Origin of the sequence: Streptomyces sp. NPDC058751 (assembly GCF_042746485.1) — a bacterium.
GTDB lineage: Bacteria > Actinomycetota > Actinomycetes > Streptomycetales > Streptomycetaceae > Streptomyces.
The window spans coordinates 1-19,132 of the sequence record NZ_JBHYPZ010000035.1; the positions used below are offsets into that span (position 1 = coordinate 1).

Consider the following 19,132-nt stretch of genomic DNA (forward strand, 5'->3'; position numbering starts at 1 on the left):
CTGGCCCATGGGGCGAGCTTGAGCCGTGTGCATTGAAAGGTGCACGCACGGTTCTGAGGGGGCCGGGATGCAGTAATGCATCCCGGCTACCCGACCTGTACCCGGACCCCGGCCAACGCATCGCGCCGGCGAAGGCTTTCGGGTGCGCCCGGGTGGTGTTCAACGACGCGGTGCGCGCCCGGGAGGCGGTCCGCGCGGCCGGGCTGCCTTTTCCCACCGCCGGGCAGCTGTCGAAGGATCTGATCACCCAGGCGAAGACGACGGCTGAGCGTGCCTGACTGGGCGAGGTGTCCAGTGTGGTCCTTCAGCAGTCGCTGCGCGACGCCGAGGCCGCGTACAAGAACTTCTTCGCGTCCCTCAAGGGCGAACGCAAAGGCGCCAGGACCGGAGCGCCTCGATTCAAGTCCCGCAAGGAAAATCGGCAGTCGATCCGCTTCACCGCCAACGCCCGCTGGTCGGTCACCACTTCCGGGAGGCTGAACCTTCCCAAGATCGGCGCGGTGAAGGTGAAGTGGTCGCGCACCCTGCCCGCGCAGCCCTCATCGGTCACCGTGGTCAGAGATGCGGCCGGACGGCACTTCGCCTCCTTCGTCGTCGAGACCGACCCGGCTATCGACGACGCCGGCTGGTCAGCCTTCGTGGGCATGCCGGAGTACAAGGCGGTCCGGTACGGGCGCACCAGAACGGTCCCAAGCCCCTGCACATCAGGGAATGGACGTGCACCACCTGCGGCACCACTCACGACCGGGACCACAACGCCGCGAAGAACGTGAAGACGGCCGCCGGACTGGCGGTGACAGCCTGCGGAGCGCCGGTAAGACCAGGAGCAATCCCGGCACGGTGCGAGGAAACAGGAAGCCACGGAATCTCTTGCGAACCCTCTGCCGCTTAGGCACGGCCACAGACGAGAAGGCCAGAATCCCCGAGCGCCAGCCCGAGGAGCAAGTCAACAGGTCCAGCACTGCGAACCACACAAATTACAGGCGTAGTTGGAGTTCGACTGGCAAAGCGGATTCCAACATATTCGTCACCAATCGCGGCACTGGCGCAATGGCCACTCGCTCCGCGGCAAGGGCGGCAGGCTGTCCGCGGCGTCGTACCCGTACTGGGGCCGGATGGCGATCGTTCCCAAGTCGGCCTCGTTCACCTGCAAGTACATCAAGAAGGACGCCTCGGGCGCGGTGGCCTGGGAGTCCGGGGGCAACCGCGCCTACACCACCGGCTCGGGCTCCGGGTACTCCGTGAGCGACACCTGGCAGTAGGGACTCCGGGAACGAAAAGGCCCGCGCGGAAGCGGAGATCCGGTGGTCAGGACCGGAGCACCGCTTCCGCGCGGGTCGTCTCACGCGCGGGTCAGGTCACGCGTGGGTCAGACGGCCCACCACACGGTGGTGTCGGCGGGCAGCTTCGCCTGTCCGTCCTTCGACACGGTCACCTCGCCGCTGGCGACGAGCACCCGGCCGTGGGCAGGGACGGTCACCGACTTCGAGCCGGTGTTCGCGGTGCAGACGAAGTCGCCGCGGCGGAAGGCGAGGACACCCTCCGGAGCGGTCAGCCAGGTGACGGAGTCGCCCGCGCCGAGGTCCGCGCGCTCACGCCGGACGGCCAGCGCGTCGCGGTACAGCTCCAGGGTGGAGCCGGCGACGCCGGTCTGCGCCTCGACGCTCAGCCCGGCCCACTCGGCCGGCTGCGGCAGCCAGCTGCCGCCGTCGCCGAAGCCGTACGACGAGCCGGTGCGGGTCCACGGGATCGGCACCCGGCAGCCGTCGCGGAAGCCGTCCTGTCCGGCGCCCCGGAAGAAGGCCGGGTCCTGGCGCGCCTCGTCCGGCAGGTCGACGACGTCGGGCAGGCCGAGCTCCTCGCCCTGGTAGACGTAGGCGGAGCCGGGCAGGGCCAGCATCAGCAGGCTCGCCGCGCGGGCCCGGCGCAGGCCCAGCTCCCGGTCGCCCGCGGTGCGGATCTGGGTGCCGAGGCCGGCCTCGTTGGCGAAGCGGGTGGCGTGCCGGGTCACGTCGTGGTTGGACAGCACCCAGGTGGAGGGGGCACCGACCGGACGCATCGCGTCGAGCGTGCGGTCGATCACCGCGCGCAGCTCTTCCGCGTCCCAGTGGGAGCCCAGGTACTGGAAGTTGAAGGCCTGGTGCAGTTCGTCGGGGCGCACGTAGTTCGCGGTGCGCTCGACGGTGGGCGTCCACGCCTCGGCGACGAAGATGCGCTCGCCCGAGTACTCGTCGAGGATCGTGCGCCACTGCCGGTAGATCTCGTGCACGCCGTCCTGGTCGAAGAACGGCATGACATCGTTGCCCAGCAGTTTCAGCTGGTCGCGGTCGCCGAGGTCCGGCAGGCCCTCGGCCTTGACCATGCCGTGCGCGACGTCGATGCGGAAGCCGTCGACGCCCATGTCCAGCCAGAACCGCAGGATCGAACGGAACTCGTCGCCGACGGCCGGGTGCTCCCAGTTGAAGTCGGGCTGCTCGGGCGCGAACAGGTGCAGGTACCACTCGCCGGCGGTGCCGTCGGGCTCGGTGACCCGGGTCCAGGCCGGGCCGCCGAAGATGGACTCCCAGTCGTTGGGCGGCAGCTCGCCGTTCTCGCCCTTGCCGGGGCGGAAGTGGTAGCGGTCGCGCAGGTCGGAGCCGGGGCCCTCGCGCAGCGCGCGCTTGAACCACTCGTGCTGGTCGGAGGAGTGGTTGGGCACGAGGTCGACGATGATCCGCAGCCCGAGGCCGTGGGCGTCGCGGATCAGCGCGTCGGCGTCCAGCAGGTTGCCGAACATCGGGTCGACGGCCCGGTAGTCCGCCACGTCGTAGCCGGCGTCGGCCTGCGGCGAGGCGTAGAAGGGACTGAGCCACACGGCGTCCACGCCGAGGTCGCGCAGGTACGGGAGTCGGGAACGTACGCCCTCCAGGTCGCCCATGCCGTCGCCGTTGCTGTCGGCGAAGCTGCGCGGGTAGACCTGGTAGATCACCGCGTCGCGCCACCAGTCGCGATGCGCGGCGACTGTGGCGAGAACGGAGTTCGGGGCCTGGTCGGCGGTGTGCTGGCTCATGGCGTCCTTGATGCGATGAGGGTCCCCGGGTCCGGGTGCGGCCGGGCACGGGGAGGAATTCGGCTGTGGGGGCAGACCCCTGCTCACGCGAGGCGGGAGCGTGGGGCGGGAGGTGTCGAGGCGGGGGATGAGGCGGCCGCGGTACCGGCGGGGTCGGATGGGCACCGCGGCCGCCACCCGCGCGCGAGGAGCGCGCGGGAGTCTGGGCGTTTCGGGGGCGTCCTCGCGGATCAGCCCTTCGTGCCGCCCGCGGTGAGTCCGGTCACCAGGTTCTTCTGCACGAGGTAGAAGAAGGCGGAGACGGGTATCGCGATCAGCACGGCGGTGGCCGCCATCAGGTTGCGCTGCGCGTCGTGCTCGCTGACGAAGCTCTGGAGGCCGACGGCGAAGGTGTACTTCGTGTCGTCCAGCATGAACGTCGAGGCGAAGGCGACCTCACCGAACGCGGTGATGAAATTGTAGAACGCGGCCACCGCGAGACCCGGCTTGGCGAGCGGCAGGATCAGCCGGAAGAAGGTGCCGAAGGGGCTCAGTCCGTCGACCCGGCCGGCCTCGTCGATCTCGAACGGGATGGTGTCGAAGTAGCCCTTGAGCAGCCAGGCGCTGTAGGGCACCGCCGTCGAGCAGTAGACGAGGATCAGGCCGCCGTAGGTGTCGACGAGCTGCAGGTCCGAGAGGATCTGGTACATCGGCACGATCAGCACGGCGATCGGGAACATCTGGGTGACCAGCAGGACCCACATGAACTTCTTGTAGCCGGGGAAGCGCATGCGCGAGACCGCGTAGCCGGTGGTGGCCGCGACCATCACGCCGACGACCGTGGTGCCGAGCGACACGATGAGCGAGCTCTTCAGCCACTCGAAGAAGTTCGTGTGCTGGAGCACGAAGGAGTAGTTGTCGAACGTCATCGTGCCCCAGATGCGTCCGGGGTGCAGGTAGTCGTCCTGGCCCGGTCCGAGGGACAGGAAGACGAGCCAGGCGATCGGGAACAGCGCGACCAGGCACGCGACGGTCAGCAGGCCGTGGGAGGCGAGCGAGCCGACGAGGCTGCGCTTCCCGCGCTTGCGTGCGGGGCGGGGCGGCTCGGCGGACCTGGTGACCTGGTCGGCCGGAGGCGTCTGCAGTGTGGTGGTACTCATGGAGACTCCCGCCTCAGATCGCGAGCTGCTGGTCGTTGCGGTTCAGCCAGCGGCGGTAGAAGGAGGTGAAGACGATCAGGATGGCCAGCAGCAGCATGCCGTAGGCGGCCGACTGGGCGAAGTCACGCGGCTGCTGTCCGAAGCCGAGGTAGTAGGCCCAGGTGACGAGGATCTGCGCGTCCGGGGCGGTGTCGCCGAACAGCAGGAAGATCACCGCGAACTGGTTGAAGGTCCAGATGATGCCGAGGAGCACGACGGTGGAGCTGACCGACCTGAGACCCGGCAGGGTCACGAAGCGGAACTGCTGCCACTTGTTCGCGCCGTCCATCTCGGCGGCCTCGTACAGCGTCGCGTCGATGGACTGCAGTCCGCCGAGCAGCGAGACCATCATGAACGGCACACCGCACCAGGTGTTGACCATGATGGCGGCGAAGCGCTGCCAGAAGGTGTCCTCCAGCCACAGGGGCGAGGGCAGGTGCACCGCGTCGAGCATGGAGTTGATGATGCCGCCGTCGGCGAGCATGAAGCGCCAGCCGAAGACGGTGACGAAGGTCGGCACGGCCCAGGGCAGCACCAGGACCAGCCGGTAGAACGTCCGGCCGCGCAGCTTCTGGTTGAGCAGCAGCGCGAGGCCCAGGCCGATGAAGTAGTGCAGGGCGACGCAGATCGCGGTCCAGGCGATGGTCCAGATGAAGTGCGACCAGAAGCGGTCGTAGGCCGTCGGACCCCACAGGATGTCCTTGTAGTTGTCCAGGCCGATGAACTTGTAGGTGGCGTCGATGTGGTTGACGCCGATCGTGCGGGCCGAGTTGAGGCTGTTGGCGTCCGTGAACGTCAGATAGAGGCCCTGTACCAGGGGGTAGAGCACCAACCCGCCGAGTACGACGACGACCGGGGCGATCATCGCGTACGCGTACCAGTACTTCTGGTACGAGTGCTTCAGACGCTGCATCCGGCCAGGGCGCGGTGCTCGGTCACCGCGGCTTTTGCCGGTCGCACGATCGATGGCGACTGTCATGGTTCGACACCTTCTGCAAGATCAGGATTCGGGCGCACACAGCCGGTGGCCGCCGGTTCCGTTCCCCCGTTCCTCGGGGGTCCCCCCGGCCCGACCGAGGTCGGGCCGGGGGGAGGATCCGGCGGCCACACGGGCTCACTTGCTGAAGTCCGGGACCAGCTTCGCGATCGCCAGTTCGGCGTTGCTCAGGCCCTTGTCCAGGGACACCTTGCCACCCGCGATCTTGGGCAGCTCGGTGTCGAGCGGGCCCCACAGGGAGCCGTACTCGGGCAGCGCCGGGCGCGGCTGGGCGGCGGGGAGGACGCCCTGGTAGCCGGCGATGCCCGGGTTGGCCTTGACCTCGGCGGTGTAGGCGTCGTCACGCGTGGGCAGCGTGGAGTTCTTCAGCGCGATGGTGGCCTGGGACTTCGCCGACGTCATGAAGTTGACGAACTTCAGCGAGGCCTCCTGGTGGGCCTTGTCCGAACCCGCGTACACGGAGAGGTTGTGGCCGCCGGTCGGGGCGCCCGCCTTGCCGCTGGAGCCGGCCGGGACGGTGGCGATACCGAGGTTCGCCTTGTCCGCGAAGGCCGAGCCCTTGTAGAAGTTGGTGATCTCCCACGGGCCCTGGATGATCGTGGCGACCTTGCCGTTGACGAAGGCGTCCTGGATGTGGGCGTACGCGTCGGCGGTGGTGTCCGCCTTGTGCAGGCCCTTGCCGGAGAACAGACCCTGCCAGGTGCTGAACGCCTTCTTGGCCTCGGGCGAGTTCACCGTGATCTTCTTGGCGGCGGCGTCGACCGTGTTGGTGCCCTCGCCGTACAGGAAGGACTGGGCGTAGTAGGCCTGGGTCGAGCCCCAGTAGCCGTCGACGCCGGTCTTGGCCTTGATGGTGGCCGCGTTCTTCTTCAGGTCGGCCCAGGTCTTGGGGGCCTCGGTGATGCCGGCCTTCTTGTACAGCGCCTTGTTGTAGACGAGCGCGAGGGTGTCGGTGACGAACGGCACGCCGTACGTCTTGCCCTCGTACTTGGCCTGCTCGATCAGGCTGGGCTGGAACTTCGCCTGGTCCGCGAGGGCCGCCGTGCCGTCGAGCGGCAGGAGGTAGCTCTTCTTCGAGAAGGCCGGGGTCCAGCCGACCTCGGAGCGCAGGACGTCCGGGGCACCCTTGGAACCGGCGGCGGTGTCGAACTTGTTCTGCGCCTGGTCGAAGGGGACGTTGACGTACTTGACCTTGATGTCCTTGTTGGCGGCCTCGAACTCCTTCACCAAGGCCTTGTACGTCGGCGCCTCATTGGTGGCGTTGGACGTGTCCCACCACGTGATGGTGACCGGGCCACTGGCCTTGTCGCTGCTGTCACTGCCGCTGCCGCCGCAGGCCGTCGCCGCGAGGGCGAAAGACGCCACCAGCGCACTGGCCGCTATGCCACGCCGCATGAGTTCTCCTTGAGGGTGAAAGCCCGAGTAGGTGGGGAACCGGTCCCGCCCGGTCCCCTTGCCGACTTGCCGACTGCGCCGTTGCGTCCGCCGGGCGACTGGAACGTAACAGCCATGTAAGCGGCGCGAAAGACCTTGCAGCAAAAAAGTGAAAGAGCTGACATCAGTTATGCGCCCGTGACCTCGCGGCAGCCGTACCGAAACCCCTCCACCAGGCCTCTCAGCAGACATGCGGACGTCTGTGCAAGACTCTGCAAGCTCTTGCCACGCGTGTCGCATACGGGGATCATCGGCCGTCAGTGCCTTGCAGGAGCCACCCTTTCCCGCGCGGCACACGCACGGGACACCGAGCCGACCAGAACACGAGGGAGCGCGATGACTCAGCAGCCCGGAACGGGCCGAGCAACCGCCCGTACACGGCGTCTGGTTGGTGGGCAGGGTGAGATACGGCCGGTACAGTCCAATCCCGTGACCACACGGCTTGCCGACATCGCAGCCCAGGCGGGGGTCAGTGAGGCGACCGTCAGTCGCGTCCTGAACGGGAAGCCGGGCGTCGCCGCGACCACGCGCCAGTCCGTCCTGGCGGCCCTCGACGTGCTGGGCTACGAGCGCCCGGTGCGTCTGCGGCAGCGCAGCGAGGGCCTGGTGGGCCTCATAACCCCCGAGCTGGAGAACCCGATATTCCCTGCCCTCGCGCAGGTGATCGGGCAGGCCCTGACACGCCAGGGCTACACCCCGGTGCTCGCGACCCAGACCCCGGGCGGCTCCACCGAGGACGAGCTGACCGAGATGCTGGTCGACCGCGGGGTCGCCGGCATCATCTTCGTCTCCGGACTGCACGCCGACACCTCGGCCGACATGCAGCGGTACGAGCAACTGCGGGGCCGAGGTGTCCCCTTCGTCCTGGTCGACGGCTTTTCGCCCAAGGTGCAGGCGCCGTTCATCTCACCGGACGACCGCGCCGCGATGGCCCTCGCGGTCACCCACCTCGCCTCGCTCGGGCACACCGGCATCGGGCTCGCCCTCGGACCGAAGCGGTTCGTGCCGGTGCAGCGCAAGATCGAGGGCTTCACGCGCGCGATGCAGGAGCAGTTCGGCCTGAACCCCGCGGACGTCGAGGAGCGACTGATCCAGCACTCCCTGTACACGCTGGAGGGCGGTCAGGCCGCCGCGAGCGCCCTCATGGACCGCGGCTGCACGGCGATCGTCTGCGCCAGCGACATGATGGCGCTCGGCGCGATACGGGCGGCACGCCAGCGCGGCCTGGAGGTCCCCACGGACATCTCGGTCGTGGGGTTCGACGACTCCCCGCTCATCGCCTTCACCGACCCGCCGCTCACCACGGTCCGCAAGCCGGTGCCCGCGATGGGCCAGGCCGCGGTGCGCACGCTGCTGGAGGAGATCGGCGGGACGCCCGCGCCGCACAGCGAGTTCGTGTTCATGCCCGAACTCGTGGTGCGCGGTTCGACCGCTTCCGCCCCCGGGGACCGGAATCGTCCCTGAGCAGGAGGACGAGGGGGCCGGGATCATCCCCGGGCAGGAGGACAAAGGGCGGCGAAGCCCTCTCACAGGCGTAGAAAGTGCGACCGTGACCCGACCCTAGGATCATCGGTGGGGGAAGCCTTTTCTGGCAGACTCTGCACCTATGGGTGATACGACCGTGTCGTCACTGGAAGGCCGTCAGGCCACTCCACGGCCCGTCGCGGAGGGAAAGGCGGGGAACGCGCTCCTGCGCCGCATGCGGACCCCGCGTCACCCCCGCCTCTGGTTCGAGGTCCTGCTCATCGCCGTGAGTTACTGGACGTACTCGCTGATCCGCAACGCCGTTCCGGAGCAGCGGCACGAGGCGCTCCGCAACGCGGACTGGATCTGGCGCGTGGAGCACGACCTCGGTCTCGCCGTCGAGGCATCGGTCAACCGCGCGGTGAACTCGGTCGGATGGCTGATCGTCGCGATGAACTACTACTACGCGACCTTGCACTTCGTGGTGACGCTGAGTGTTCTGGTCTGGCTGTACCGCTGTCATCCCGGCCGCTACGCGGCGGCCCGTCTCGCGCTCTTCGCCACCACGGTGGTGGCTCTCGTCGGTTACTACCTCTACCCGCTCGCGCCACCCCGTCTGATGACCGGCAGCACCTTCGTCGACACGGTCATGCTCCACCAGACCTGGGGCTCGATGGCCTCCGGCGATCTGAAGCACATGTCCAACCAGTACGCGGCGATGCCGTCCATGCACATCGGCTGGTCCCTGTGGTGCGGGCTGACCGTCTTCGCCCTGGCCAGGGCCCCGTGGGCGCGCGTCCTCGGCGTCCTCTACCCGGTGGCCACCCTGGTGGTCATCGTCGCCACCGCCAACCACTTCTGGCTGGACGCGGTGGGCGGTCTGCTCTGCGTCCTCTTCGGCTTCCTCGTGGCACGCCTGTGGTACGGCGCGCTGCCGTACGCGCTGCCGCAGCGGGTGCCGGAGACGCGCGGGGCACCGGTCCTGCGGATGAAGACCTGAAGGACACCGGGCGTCACGAGGACGCCGGGCGTCACGTTCAGTGACCGCCGGGGGCGCCGTAGAACAGTTCGTCCACCACGGCCCGGGCCCGCCGGGTGGTGCGCCGGTAGTCGTCGAGCATGTCTCCGACGTGCCCCGGGTCGTACCCGAGGTAGCGGCCCACGGCGGCCAGCTCCCGTCCGTCCGAGGGGAAGGTGTCGCCGGCCCTGCCCCGTACGAGCATCACGGCGTTGCGCACCCGGGTGGCCAGCACCCAGGCCTCGTCCAGGGTCGCCGCGTCCTCCGTGGACAGCAGCTCCGCCGCGCACGCCGCCGCCAGCGCCCGACGGGTCCGGGTCGTCCTGAGGCCCGGCTCGGCCCAGCCGTGCCTGAGCTGCATCAGCTGGACCGTCCACTCCACGTCGGAGAGCCCGCCGCGCCCCAGCTTGGTGTGCAGCGTGGGGTCGGCACCGCGCGGCATGCGCTCCGACTCCATCCGGGCCTTCAGCCGCCGGATCTCCCGCACGGCCTCCTCGCCGAGGCCCTCCGCCGGGTACCTGAGCGGGTCGATCAGCTCGACGAACCGGCTCCCCAGGTCCGTGTCCCCGGCCACCGCCTCCGCCCGCAGCAGCGCCTGCGACTCCCAGACCAGCGACCAGCGCCGGTAGTACGCCTCGTACGACTTCAGGGTCCGCACCAGCGGCCCGGACTTCCCCTCCGGCCGCAGGTCCGCGTCGATCAGCAGCGGCGGATCGGCGCTGGGGACCTGGAGCAGCCGCCGCATCTCGGACACCACGGCGTTCGCGGCCCGGGCCGCCTCCTGCTCGTCCACGCCCTCGCGGGGCTCGTGCACGAAGAGCACGTCCGCGTCGGAGCCGTAGCCGAGCTCGTGGCCGCCGAAGCGGCCCATCCCGATCACCGCGAACCGGGTGGGCAGGGTGTCGCCCCAGCCGTCGCGCACCACGGCCCGCAGGGTGCCCGCGAGCGTCGCCGCCGTCAGGTCCGAGACCGCTCCGCCGACGAGGTCGACCAGCGCCCCCTGATCGGCGACGGCCGGCGTCTCCTCGGTCCCGTAACTGGCGACGATGTCCGTCGCGGCGATGCGGAACAGCTCCCGGCGCCGGACACCGCGCACGACGGTCACGGCCTGCCCGCCGTCGTCGGCCCGCCCCACCGCGGCGAGCATCTCCTGCTCCATCTGGGCCCGGCCGCGCGGTTCGAGGCCGCCGCTCTCGCCGTCGCCCAGCAGGGCCACCGCCTCCGGCGCCCGCATCAGCAGGTCGGGGGCGAGCCGGCCCGCCGAGAGCACCCGCGCGAGGTTCTCGGCGGCGGCGCCCTCGTCCCTGAGCAGCCGCAGGTACCAGGGGGTCCTGCCGAGCGCGTCCGAGACCTTGCGGAAGTTGAGCAGTCCGGCGTCGGGGTCGGCGGAGTCCGCGAACCAGCCGAGCAGCACCGGGAGCAGGGTCCGCTGGATGGCGGCCTTGCGGCTGACCCCGGAGGCCAGCGCCTCCAGGTGGCGCATGGCGGCCGCCGGATCGGCGTACCCGAGTGCGACGAGGCGTTCCCTGGCCGCGTCCGGGCTCAGCCTGCTCTCACCCGGGGCGAGCTGGGCGACGGCGTCGAGCAGCGGCCGGTAGAACAGCTTCTCGTGCAGCCGCCGCACCATGGCCGTGTGCCGCTTCCACTCCCGGTTCAGTTCGACGGCCGGGTCGGCGCGCAGCCCGAGCGACCGTCCGATCCGCCGCAGATCGGCCTCGTCCGTCGGCACCAGATGGGTGCGCCGCAGCCGGAAGAGCTGGATGCGGTGCTCCATCGACCGCAGGAAGCGGTAGGCGTCGTCGAGCTGCACGGCGTCGGCGCGCCCCACGTACCCGCCCGCGGCGAGGGCCTTCAGGGCGTCCAGGGTGGTGCCGCTGCGCAGGGTCGTGTCGGCCCGGCCGTGCACCAGTTGCAGGAGCTGTACGGCGAACTCGACGTCCCGCAGTCCTCCGGGTCCGAGCTTCAGCTCCCGTTCGATCTCGGCGGCCGGAATGTTCTCCACGACCCGGCGCCGCATCTTCTGCACGTCGGCGACGAAGTTCTCCCGCTCGGCGGCCTGCCACACTAGCGGGGCCAGGGTGGCGACGTACTCCTCGCCCAGCGCCGGGTCCCCGGCCACCGGGCGGGCCTTGAGCAGCGCCTGGAACTCCCAGGTCTTGGCCCACCGCTGGTAGTAGGCGAGATGGCTGCTGAGCGTGCGCACCAGGGGGCCGTTGCGTCCCTCGGGGCGCAGATTGGCGTCGACCGGCCAGATGCTGCCCTCGACGGTGGTCTCCGAGCAGATCCGCATCATGTGCGAGGCGAGCCGGGTGGCCGCCTGCAGGGCCTTCCCCTCGTCGGTCCCCTCCGCGCTCTCCCCGACGAAGATGACGTCGACGTCGGACACGTAGTTCAGCTCGTGGCCCCCGCACTTGCCCATCGCGATGACGGCGAGCCTGCACAGCGCGGCGTCGTCGGGCGCGGCGGCCTCCGCGACGGCGAGCGCGGCGCGCAGGGTCGCGGTGGCGAGGTCGGCGAGTTCGGCGGCGGTCTGGGCGAGGTCGGTGGTGCCGCACACGTCGCGTGCGGCGATGGACAGCAGGCAGCGGCGGTAGGAGACGCGCAGCGAGACGGGGTCCGTGGCGTCCGCCAGTCCCCGTTCGAACTCCGGGACCCCGGGGTGCAGGTCCCGCGCCTCGTAGGTGACGAGGGCCTGCCAGTCGTTCGGGTGCCGGGCCAGGTGGTCGCCGAGCGCGGCGGAGGCTCCGAGCACCCCGAGCAGCCGGTCACGCAGCGGCTTGGCCGCGATCAGCGTGTCGAGGAGTTCCCGCTGGGCCAGCGGCCCGTCCTGCGCCTCGACGAGCCGGACGAGTCCGAGCAGGGCGAGGTCGGGGTCGGCGGTGGCGCCCAGCGCGTCCAGGAGGACCGGGTCGGACCGCACGGGTGCCAGTTCGGGCCCCTCCAGGAGCCCCTCGGCCGCCGACGGATCGGTGAAGCCGTGCCGCAGCAGCCGTGTGAAGGTACTGCTCCTGCGCCCCGGCGCCGTCATCCCCGGCCTCCTGTCGGATCGGATGCGCACGGACCATCGGATCAAGGTCGTGCTCAGCGAGCGTAACCCCGGTCCCCAGGGTGGCGCCCCGCACGGGTCTGGGCTTGTGTGGACAGAGCCGTTGGCCGTACGACGAGGGAGTCGAACCGTGGACATGACGCTCGAGGTGATCCTGCTGCCGGTGTCCGACGTGGACCGGGCCAAGGAGTTCTACCGGGACAAGGTCGGCTTCCATGTCGACCTGGACGGCGAGGTGATGGAAGGGGTGCGGATCGTGCAGCTGACTCCGCCGGGGTCCGGGTGTTCGATCGCGCTGGTCGACGGGCTCCAGGTCCCGACGGGGACGCCGCGACCGGGGACGTACCACGGGATGCAGCTGTGCGTGGAGGACGCCGCGGCGGCGCACAAGGAACTGACCGCCCGCGGTCTCGACGTCAGCGAGCCGGTCGCCTTCGCCCCGCAGGACGGGGCCACCTTCATGTACTTCAAGGACCCGGACGGGAACGGGTGGGCGATCCAGGAGTACCGCCGACGGGCGACCGAGCCGCTGCACCAGGTGCTGGGCCGACTGGCCCGCGACCGCTGACGGCAGCGGTCCGCCACTCTTCGTCCCGTCGGCCTCCGAAGTGCCGCTCTCGGGCGTTCCCCGGCGTACGCGCGCCACGGGGCCGGGAACCCTCCGTACGTCTCCGTACGTCTCCGTGCGCATGCCGCGTGGACGACCCCGTGCCCCTGGGACCGGACCGGCCGGTCGCCTCCGGCTTCCGGTACCAGGGGCGGGGAGTCGTCAGGACCGCGGCCTTTGACGGGACGTCGTCAGGAGGACTCGGCGCCCGCGCGACGACGGCGGACGGCCAGGACCAGACCGCCGCCGAGGACGGCCGTGGCGGCCGCTGCGGCGGCGAGGACCTGGGTGCCGTCGGATCCGGTGCTCGCCAGGCTGCCGTCGGCGGCACCGGTGGTGGAACCGCCGCTCGTGGAGCCCGTACCACCCGTACCGCCCGAGGAGCCGGATCCTCCGGTGGAGCCGGATCCTCCGGTGGACTGGCCCTCGGGGTCGTTGCCGCCGGTGGAGGCGCTCGGAGAGGGGGCGGACGGCGACGGGGAGGGGTCCTCCTGGGTGTCGCTGGGGATCACGACACGGATCCTGTCCGTGTCGTTGGCCGGGTTCTTGTCGAAGGCCGGGTGGATGTCGTAGACGGAGGTCACCTTCGCCTGGCCCTCGGCGGTCTTCGCGTCCTTCGGGACGTCCAGCTTGAAGGCGTACTTGAGGGTCTGGCCGACCTCGATGGTGCGGTCGTCGGGCCAGCAGACGTAGACGGCCCTGCCCGGCGTGCCCTGGGGCGCGTTCGGGCCGTCGATCCCGAACGGCGCGCAGTCCTCGGGGACCTGGGTGGCGGTCATGCCCTTGGGTATCCGCACCATGAGCGCCGGCTGGTCGTCGCCCGTCTGGTTCTGGATCCAGCCGGGCCCGTCGTTGCGGAGCTCCAGGTGGATGAACGGCCCGCTGCCCGGGAGGACATCGATCTCGTCACCTTCGGCGACGAGGTCGGCCGAGCTGTCGGCGGTCAGGGTCAGCCGCCGGTAGCTCTCGTCGAACCCCTCGCCCGGAGCCGCGCCGGTGGCCGAGGTGCCGTACTCGACCGCCTCCATCAGTGCCTTGGGCAGCGCCTTGAACCGCATGGGCGTCTCGACCGAGGCACCGGGCGCGATGACGGTGTCGATCTCGCAGAGGGCCTGCCTGACCTGGTCCGCGACGGTCGAGTAGGTGCAGCCCTGCACCTGCTCGGGGAAGTCGAGCCCGCGGGTCAGCCGGACCCGGAAGGTGAAACCGTCCGCGGCCGCGGTGCCCTTGTTGGTGACGACGACCTTCTTGTCGTACACCTCGCCCGGCTCGGGGGACGCGGTCGGCAGCGTCGAGACCTCCAGGGAGGGCGCGCCCGGATCGGCGTACGCCGGAGAACCGGCGAACCCGGGAACGGCCACGACTGCGGCGGCAGCGGCCACGAAGGCCGCCGACTTGCGGAGGTACGACGGACGGTTGTGCAGGCGCACGGTGGGGTCTCCTCGTCGAAGCATGCGGAACACCGGCCGGAGCTTCACCATCCGGCCATGTACAGGACACATGGAACGCGCCGAGGGTTGTACGGCGGTTCGACGAGAGGGGTGCACCGCCCCGGGACCGCCCGAACGCGAAGGGACAGAGGGTGGCTGCGCTCAAGGCAGGACGGGCGGCTCAGGAGGCGCGATGTCGGAGGCTGCGGGCCGCGACGGCATGGGCACCCCGCACGCTTCTCCCGACGCGTCGAACACGATCCCCGCCCCCTCGGGGACCTTCCCCGCGGTCAGGAACATGTCCCAGCCGTTCTTCACCAGATACCGAACCGGGCTGCCTTCCTCGCTCTGCATCTGCTCCGTCTGTTCCCAGCCCCGTGCTTTCATCACGGCGGACACCGCGTCCACGGCCGCACGCTTCGGCGCGTCCTCAGTCCGCAAGGCCCCGATCACGCGGCACGGGGTTCCGCCCTTCGTGTCGGCGAAACCCAGCCGCCCGATCCCCGCGGCCGCGGCCGCGGCCCGGACATCACCCTGCACGGCATCGACGGTCAGCTCGTCCTTGGCCGCCGCCTCGGTCGCACGAGCAGTCGTCGTCGCCCGCTCGCCCGCTGCGCCGACGCTGTCACCGCCGCCGCAACCCGTCAGCGCCGTCACCGCCATCGCGGCCACGGCCACTCCCACCCCACGCATGTGTCCTGCCTCCATCGTTGCTGTGACGTGGAGTTTCACACACAGGCGACCGTATGAACGCTGCAGGTCAGGGCGGCAGAAATCCATGACGCACCGGGCCGGGCCTCAGGCTCCGTGCTCCGGCTCACGACCGCCCGACAACTCCTCGTCACGCCAAGGGCGGGACCACGGTCGACATCCGCAAAACCGTGATCAAGCGCAACCGCTTCTACAGCCGGCTACGCGTGCCGATCCGACCGGGGCTCGTCCAAGCCCACCGGATCGGCGCCGGGGCGTCGGCTCGCTCGAATGATCATGGCGGCGAGAAAGAGGATCCCGAAGGAAGCAATCGTGAGCATGACAGTCAACCCGTCACGCGTCGGTGCTCCTGGACGCCGGTGAGAACGTCAAGGCACTGAGTACCTACCTGGGGCACACGGACCCCGGCTTCACGCTCCGGGTCTACACGCACCTGCTGCCGAGCAGTGAAGGCCGCGCCCGGCGGGCCGTGGACAGCCTGTACGACGGCAGCGTTTCCGCGGCGGACGGCCCACAGACGGCCCAGGGCAGGTGAAGACGGCCGCGGGGCCCACGGTCACCGACCGTGGGCCCCGCGTGCCGGGCAAGAGAAAACGTCCCTGACCTGGGCTTACAGCACCGGCAGGTTCTTCCGCAGCTCGAAGGCGGTGACCTCGGAGCGGTACTCCTCCCACTCCGCCCTCTTGTTGCGCAGGAAGAAGTCGAAGACGTGCTCGCCGAGGGTCTCGGCGACGAGTTCGCTGCGCTGCATGAGCGACAGGGCCTCGCCGAGGTTCTGCGGGAGGGGCTCGATGCCCATGGCGCGGCGCTCGCCGTCGGAGAGGGCCCAGACGTCGTCGTCGGCGCCCGGCGGGAGCTCGTACCCCTCCTCGATGCCCTTCAGGCCAGCGGCCAGGAGCAGCGCGTAGGCGAGGTACGGGTTCGCGCCGGAGTCGAGGGAGCGGACCTCCACCCGGGCGGAGCCGGTCTTGCCGGGCTTGTACATCGGCACGCGGACGAGGGCGGAGCGGTTGTTGTGGCCCCAGCAGATGTACGAGGGGGCCTCGCCGCCGGCGCCCGCGGTGCGCTCCGAGCCGCCCCAGATGCGCTTGTAGGAGTTGACCCACTGGTTGGTGACGGCGGCGATCTCCGCGGAGTGCCTGAGCAGGCCCGCGATGAAGGAACGGCCGACCTTGGAGAGCTGGTACTCGGCGCCGGACTCGTAGAACGCGTTGCGGTCGCCCTCGAAGAGGGAGAGGTGGGTGTGCATGCCGCTGCCCGGGTACTCCGAGAACGGCTTCGGCATGAAGGTGGCCTGGACACCCTGCTCCAGCGCGACCTGCTTCATGATCAGCCGGAAGGTCATGATGTTGTCGGCCGTCGAGAGCGCGTCGGCGTAGCGCAGGTCGATCTCCTGCTGGCCGGGGGCGCCCTCGTGGTGGCTGAACTCGACCGAGATGCCCATCGACTCCAGCATCGTGATGGCCTGGCGACGGAAGTCCTGGCCGACGTTCTGCGGGGTGTGGTCGAAGTAGCCGGAGTTGTCGGCCGGGGTGGGCCGCGAGCCGTCCAGCGGGCGGTCCTTCAGCAGGAAGAACTCGATCTCGGGGTGGGTGTAGAAGGTGAAGCCCAGGTCCGAGGTCTTGGCGAGGGCGCGCTTGAGGACGTAGCGCGGGTCCGCGAAGGACGGGGAGCCGTCCGGCATGAGGATGTCGCAGAACATGCGGGCCGTGCCGGGGGCCTCGGCTCGCCAGGGCAGCACCTGGAAGGTGCCCGGGTCCGGCTTGGCGATCATGTCCGACTCGTACACGCGGGCGAAGCCCTCGATGGCCGAGCCGTCGAAGCCGATGCCCTCGTCGAAGGCCTGCTCCAGCTCGGCCGGGGCCACCGCCACCGACTTGAGGAAGCCGAGCACGTCCGTGAACCACAGACGTACGAACCGGATGTCACGCTCCTCCAGCGTCCGGAGCACGAACTCCTGCTGCTTGTCCATCTTCCGCTTCCACCCATCCTTGCTGGTCAGGCCGCCTGCTCCAAACGCCTGGAAGACGATCGGCGCACCTGAGCATCCCACCACAACACCATTTCATGCGCGTTGCGGACCATGATCGGCCGGGCGGCTTCGGCCTGAACGCCTCGCGTACGGCAGGTGTCCTCCTCCACCGCACATCCTGCCTGGCCGGGACCGCTCCCGTAAGGGGTGGCCGGTACTCACCCGTCACCCGAGTCTTAATTTGCATCTCAGATGCAAGTTTTACTAGGGTGCGCCGCGTACGGAGGGGCGCAACCCAACGCTCCCGCCCCGGCTTTGAGGAGTCCCCTGATGCTGTCCGAGCAGTCCGCCGCCACGGTGCGCGCGACCCTCCCCGTCGTCGGCGCCGCGATCGGCGAGATCACCGAGCGTTTCTACGCCGGGATGTTCGAGGCCCACCCCGAACTGCTCCGCGATCTGTTCAACCGCGGCAACCAGGCCGCGGGCACCCAGCGCCAGGCCCTCGCGGGATCCATCGCCGGATTCGCCACCTACCTGGTCGAGCACCCCGACGAGCGGCCCGACGCGATGCTGAGCCGCATCGCCCACAAGCACGCCTCCCTGGGCGTCGCGCCCGAGCAGTACAAGGTCGTGCACGAGCACCTCTTCGCCGCCATCGTCGCGGTGCTCGGCGACGCGGTCACCGCGGAGGTCGCCGCCGCCTGGGACGAGGTCTACTGGCTCATGGCGAACGCCCTGATCGCCATCGAGAAGCGCCTGTACGACGAGAACGCGGACGACGGTTCCCTGCGCCCCTGGGTCGTCACCGAGCGCGTCGAGGAGACCGCCGACGTCGCCACCTTCCGGATCCGCCCGGCCGACGGCGCGCCCCTGCCGAACTTCCGCGCGGGCCAGTACGTCTCCGTCGGCGTCGAACTCCCCGACGGCGCCCGCCAGATCCGCCAGTACAGCCTCTCCAGCGCGCCCGGCTCCCCGGTGCGCCAGATCAGCGTCAAGCGGGTGGGCGCCGACGAGAACGGCGCGACCCCCGAGGGCGAGGTTTCCAGCCACCTGCACGCGCACGTCCGCGAGGGCAGCGTCCTCCAGGTCTCCGCGCCGTACGGCGACCTGGTCCTCGACGACACGGACGCCCCGCTCCTCCTCGCCTCGGCGGGCATCGGCGTCACCCCGATGATCGCCATGCTGGAGCAGCTCGCGGTCTCGGGCCACAAGGCGCCCGTCACCGTGGTGCACGCCGACCGCTCCCCCGCCGAGCACGCGCTGCGCGCCGAGCACGAGAGGTTCGCGGGCGAACTCGCCGACGCGGAGACGCACTTCTGGTACGAGCGGCCCGAGCCGGGCCACCCCGCCGAGCGGACCGGCCTGGTCGACCTCTCCGGGGTCACCGTCCGGCCCGGCACGCACGCCTACCTGTGCGGTCCGCTGCCCTTCATGCGCGCGGTACGGACCCAGCTCCTGGAGAAGGGCGTGCCCGCCTCCGACATCCACTACGAGGTGTTCGGACCGGACCTCTGGCTGGCCCAGGACTGACCGGGACCAGTCGATCCGGCGGCGGTCCGCCGCCGGGAGGTACGACGTCGAGCGGGGCCCGGTGGACACCGGGCCCCGCTCGGCGCTGCCACGTCGGTCCGGTTCCCGCGGCCTCGCCCGGCACCGCTGCGCCGGTCCGGTTCCGGCCCGGCTCCGCCCGGTGTCCCCGCGTCAGTCCTGCCGCGGCCTGCTCGTGATGCCCAGCAGCACGGGCCCGGTCGGTCCGGCGACGACGTCGGCGATGGTCAGCGGGTCCAGCGAGGCGTAGAAGGCCTCCTGCGCGCGCCGCAGGGCGCCCCTCAGCCGGCAGGCCGAGACGAGCGGGCACGGCGTGTCGCCCTCGCACTCCACGACGTCGCCCTCGCCCTCGAAGGACCGCACGATCGCCCCGACGGACTCCCCCCGCCCCTTCTCGGTGAGCGTGAGCCCGCCTCCCCTGCCGCGCCGGGCGTCGAGCAGTCCGAGGTGCTGGAGTTCGGCGACCACCTTGGCGGTGTGCGTGTAGGGGACCCGCATGTCGTCCGCCACCTCGCGCGTGGTGGGCGTCGAGTCGCCGACGACGGCCAGTCGCATCAGGACGCGAAGGGCCAGGTCGGTGGAGCGCAGCAGCCGCATACCCGACAGGGTATGTAATGCGCATCTCGCATTCAAATTTCCTTCCGGCTCCCGTCCGGCCACTCCCCCTCGGCCGGTCCC

Annotated in this window: 15 protein-coding genes and 1 pseudogene; 7 read left to right on the top strand and 9 right to left on the bottom strand. The window is 70.3% G+C overall.

The window, feature by feature from the left end:
- Nucleotides 1–95 precede the first annotated feature (95 nt).
- Both ACFW6B_RS28450 and ACFW6B_RS28455 read left to right on the top strand, forming a co-directional pair.
- A pseudogene (locus tag ACFW6B_RS28450) lies at nt 96–892 on the top strand (RNA-guided endonuclease InsQ/TnpB family protein).
- Nucleotides 893–989: 97 nt separating this feature from the next.
- Nucleotides 990–1,262: a carbohydrate-binding module family 20 domain-containing protein gene (locus tag ACFW6B_RS28455; protein ID WP_386600228.1), complete on the top strand. Its 273-nt coding sequence runs from the start codon at nt 990–992 to the stop codon at nt 1,260–1,262.
- Between the two features lie 107 nt (nt 1,263–1,369).
- On the opposite strand, the gene ACFW6B_RS28460 is transcribed toward ACFW6B_RS28455, so the two are convergent.
- The 4 genes from ACFW6B_RS28460 to ACFW6B_RS28475 form a co-directional block, all read right to left on the bottom strand.
- Entirely contained in the window at nt 1,370–3,049 is a 1,680-nt protein-coding gene (locus ACFW6B_RS28460; protein WP_386600231.1) for a glycoside hydrolase family 13 protein, read from the bottom strand.
- Between the two features lie 230 nt (nt 3,050–3,279).
- Nucleotides 3,280–4,188 carry a sugar ABC transporter permease gene (locus ACFW6B_RS28465; RefSeq protein ID WP_386600234.1) on the bottom strand — a complete coding sequence of 303 codons (909 nt, stop codon included), beginning with the start codon at nt 4,186–4,188 and terminating at the stop codon, nt 3,280–3,282.
- Nucleotides 4,189–4,201: 13 nt separating this feature from the next.
- A complete protein-coding gene (locus ACFW6B_RS28470; RefSeq protein WP_386600236.1) occupies nt 4,202–5,206 on the bottom strand; it encodes a carbohydrate ABC transporter permease in 1,005 nt (334 codons plus the stop codon).
- 135 nt (nt 5,207–5,341) lie between these two features.
- Complete coding sequence (locus ACFW6B_RS28475) at nt 5,342–6,619, bottom strand: extracellular solute-binding protein (RefSeq protein ID WP_386600238.1); 1,278 nt, start codon at nt 6,617–6,619, stop codon at nt 5,342–5,344.
- Between the two features lie 468 nt (nt 6,620–7,087).
- Between ACFW6B_RS28475 and ACFW6B_RS28480 the strand changes: the two genes are divergently transcribed.
- The gene (locus ACFW6B_RS28480; protein ID WP_386600240.1) at nt 7,088–8,122 is read left to right on the top strand and encodes a LacI family DNA-binding transcriptional regulator; all 1,035 of its coding nucleotides are present in this window, start codon (nt 7,088–7,090) and stop codon (nt 8,120–8,122) included.
- A 142-nt stretch (nt 8,123–8,264) separates the two neighbouring features.
- Nucleotides 8,265–9,122, top strand: coding sequence for a phosphatase PAP2 family protein (locus tag ACFW6B_RS28485; RefSeq protein ID WP_386600243.1), 858 nt, complete (start codon nt 8,265–8,267; stop codon nt 9,120–9,122).
- A gap of 37 nt (nt 9,123–9,159) precedes the next feature.
- On the opposite strand, the gene ACFW6B_RS28490 is transcribed toward ACFW6B_RS28485, so the two are convergent.
- Nucleotides 9,160–12,168: a bifunctional [glutamine synthetase] adenylyltransferase/[glutamine synthetase]-adenylyl-L-tyrosine phosphorylase gene (locus ACFW6B_RS28490; protein WP_386600245.1), complete on the bottom strand. Its 3,009-nt coding sequence runs from the start codon at nt 12,166–12,168 to the stop codon at nt 9,160–9,162.
- Between the two features lie 148 nt (nt 12,169–12,316).
- Between ACFW6B_RS28490 and ACFW6B_RS28495 the strand changes: the two genes are divergently transcribed.
- Nucleotides 12,317–12,754, top strand: coding sequence for a VOC family protein (locus ACFW6B_RS28495; protein WP_386600248.1), 438 nt, complete (start codon nt 12,317–12,319; stop codon nt 12,752–12,754).
- Between the two features lie 230 nt (nt 12,755–12,984).
- Here the strand turns inward: ACFW6B_RS28495 and ACFW6B_RS28500 are convergent, their stop codons facing one another.
- Nucleotides 12,985–14,223 (bottom strand): LPXTG cell wall anchor domain-containing protein, encoded by a 1,239-nt coding sequence (locus ACFW6B_RS28500; protein ID WP_386600250.1) that lies wholly within the window; start codon nt 14,221–14,223, stop codon nt 12,985–12,987.
- 162 nt (nt 14,224–14,385) lie between these two features.
- Nucleotides 14,386–14,895 (bottom strand): hypothetical protein, encoded by a 510-nt coding sequence (locus ACFW6B_RS28505; protein WP_386600252.1) that lies wholly within the window; start codon nt 14,893–14,895, stop codon nt 14,386–14,388.
- Between the two features lie 382 nt (nt 14,896–15,277).
- On the opposite strand from ACFW6B_RS28505, the gene ACFW6B_RS28510 reads away from it, so the two are divergent.
- Nucleotides 15,278–15,469 (top strand): hypothetical protein, encoded by a 192-nt coding sequence (locus tag ACFW6B_RS28510; protein ID WP_386600255.1) that lies wholly within the window; start codon nt 15,278–15,280, stop codon nt 15,467–15,469.
- Between the two features lie 75 nt (nt 15,470–15,544).
- Here the strand turns inward: ACFW6B_RS28510 and glnA are convergent, their stop codons facing one another.
- Nucleotides 15,545–16,906, bottom strand: coding sequence for a type I glutamate--ammonia ligase (glnA, locus tag ACFW6B_RS28515; RefSeq protein WP_386600257.1), 1,362 nt, complete (start codon nt 16,904–16,906; stop codon nt 15,545–15,547).
- Between the two features lie 330 nt (nt 16,907–17,236).
- Here glnA and ACFW6B_RS28520 point away from each other — a divergent pair, with 330 nt between their 5' ends.
- Nucleotides 17,237–18,436 carry a globin domain-containing protein gene (locus tag ACFW6B_RS28520; protein ID WP_386600259.1) on the top strand — a complete coding sequence of 400 codons (1,200 nt, stop codon included), beginning with the start codon at nt 17,237–17,239 and terminating at the stop codon, nt 18,434–18,436.
- Nucleotides 18,437–18,607: 171 nt separating this feature from the next.
- On the opposite strand, the gene ACFW6B_RS28525 is transcribed toward ACFW6B_RS28520, so the two are convergent.
- Nucleotides 18,608–19,051 carry an RrF2 family transcriptional regulator gene (locus ACFW6B_RS28525; RefSeq protein ID WP_386600261.1) on the bottom strand — a complete coding sequence of 148 codons (444 nt, stop codon included), beginning with the start codon at nt 19,049–19,051 and terminating at the stop codon, nt 18,608–18,610.
- Nucleotides 19,052–19,132 lie beyond the last annotated feature (81 nt).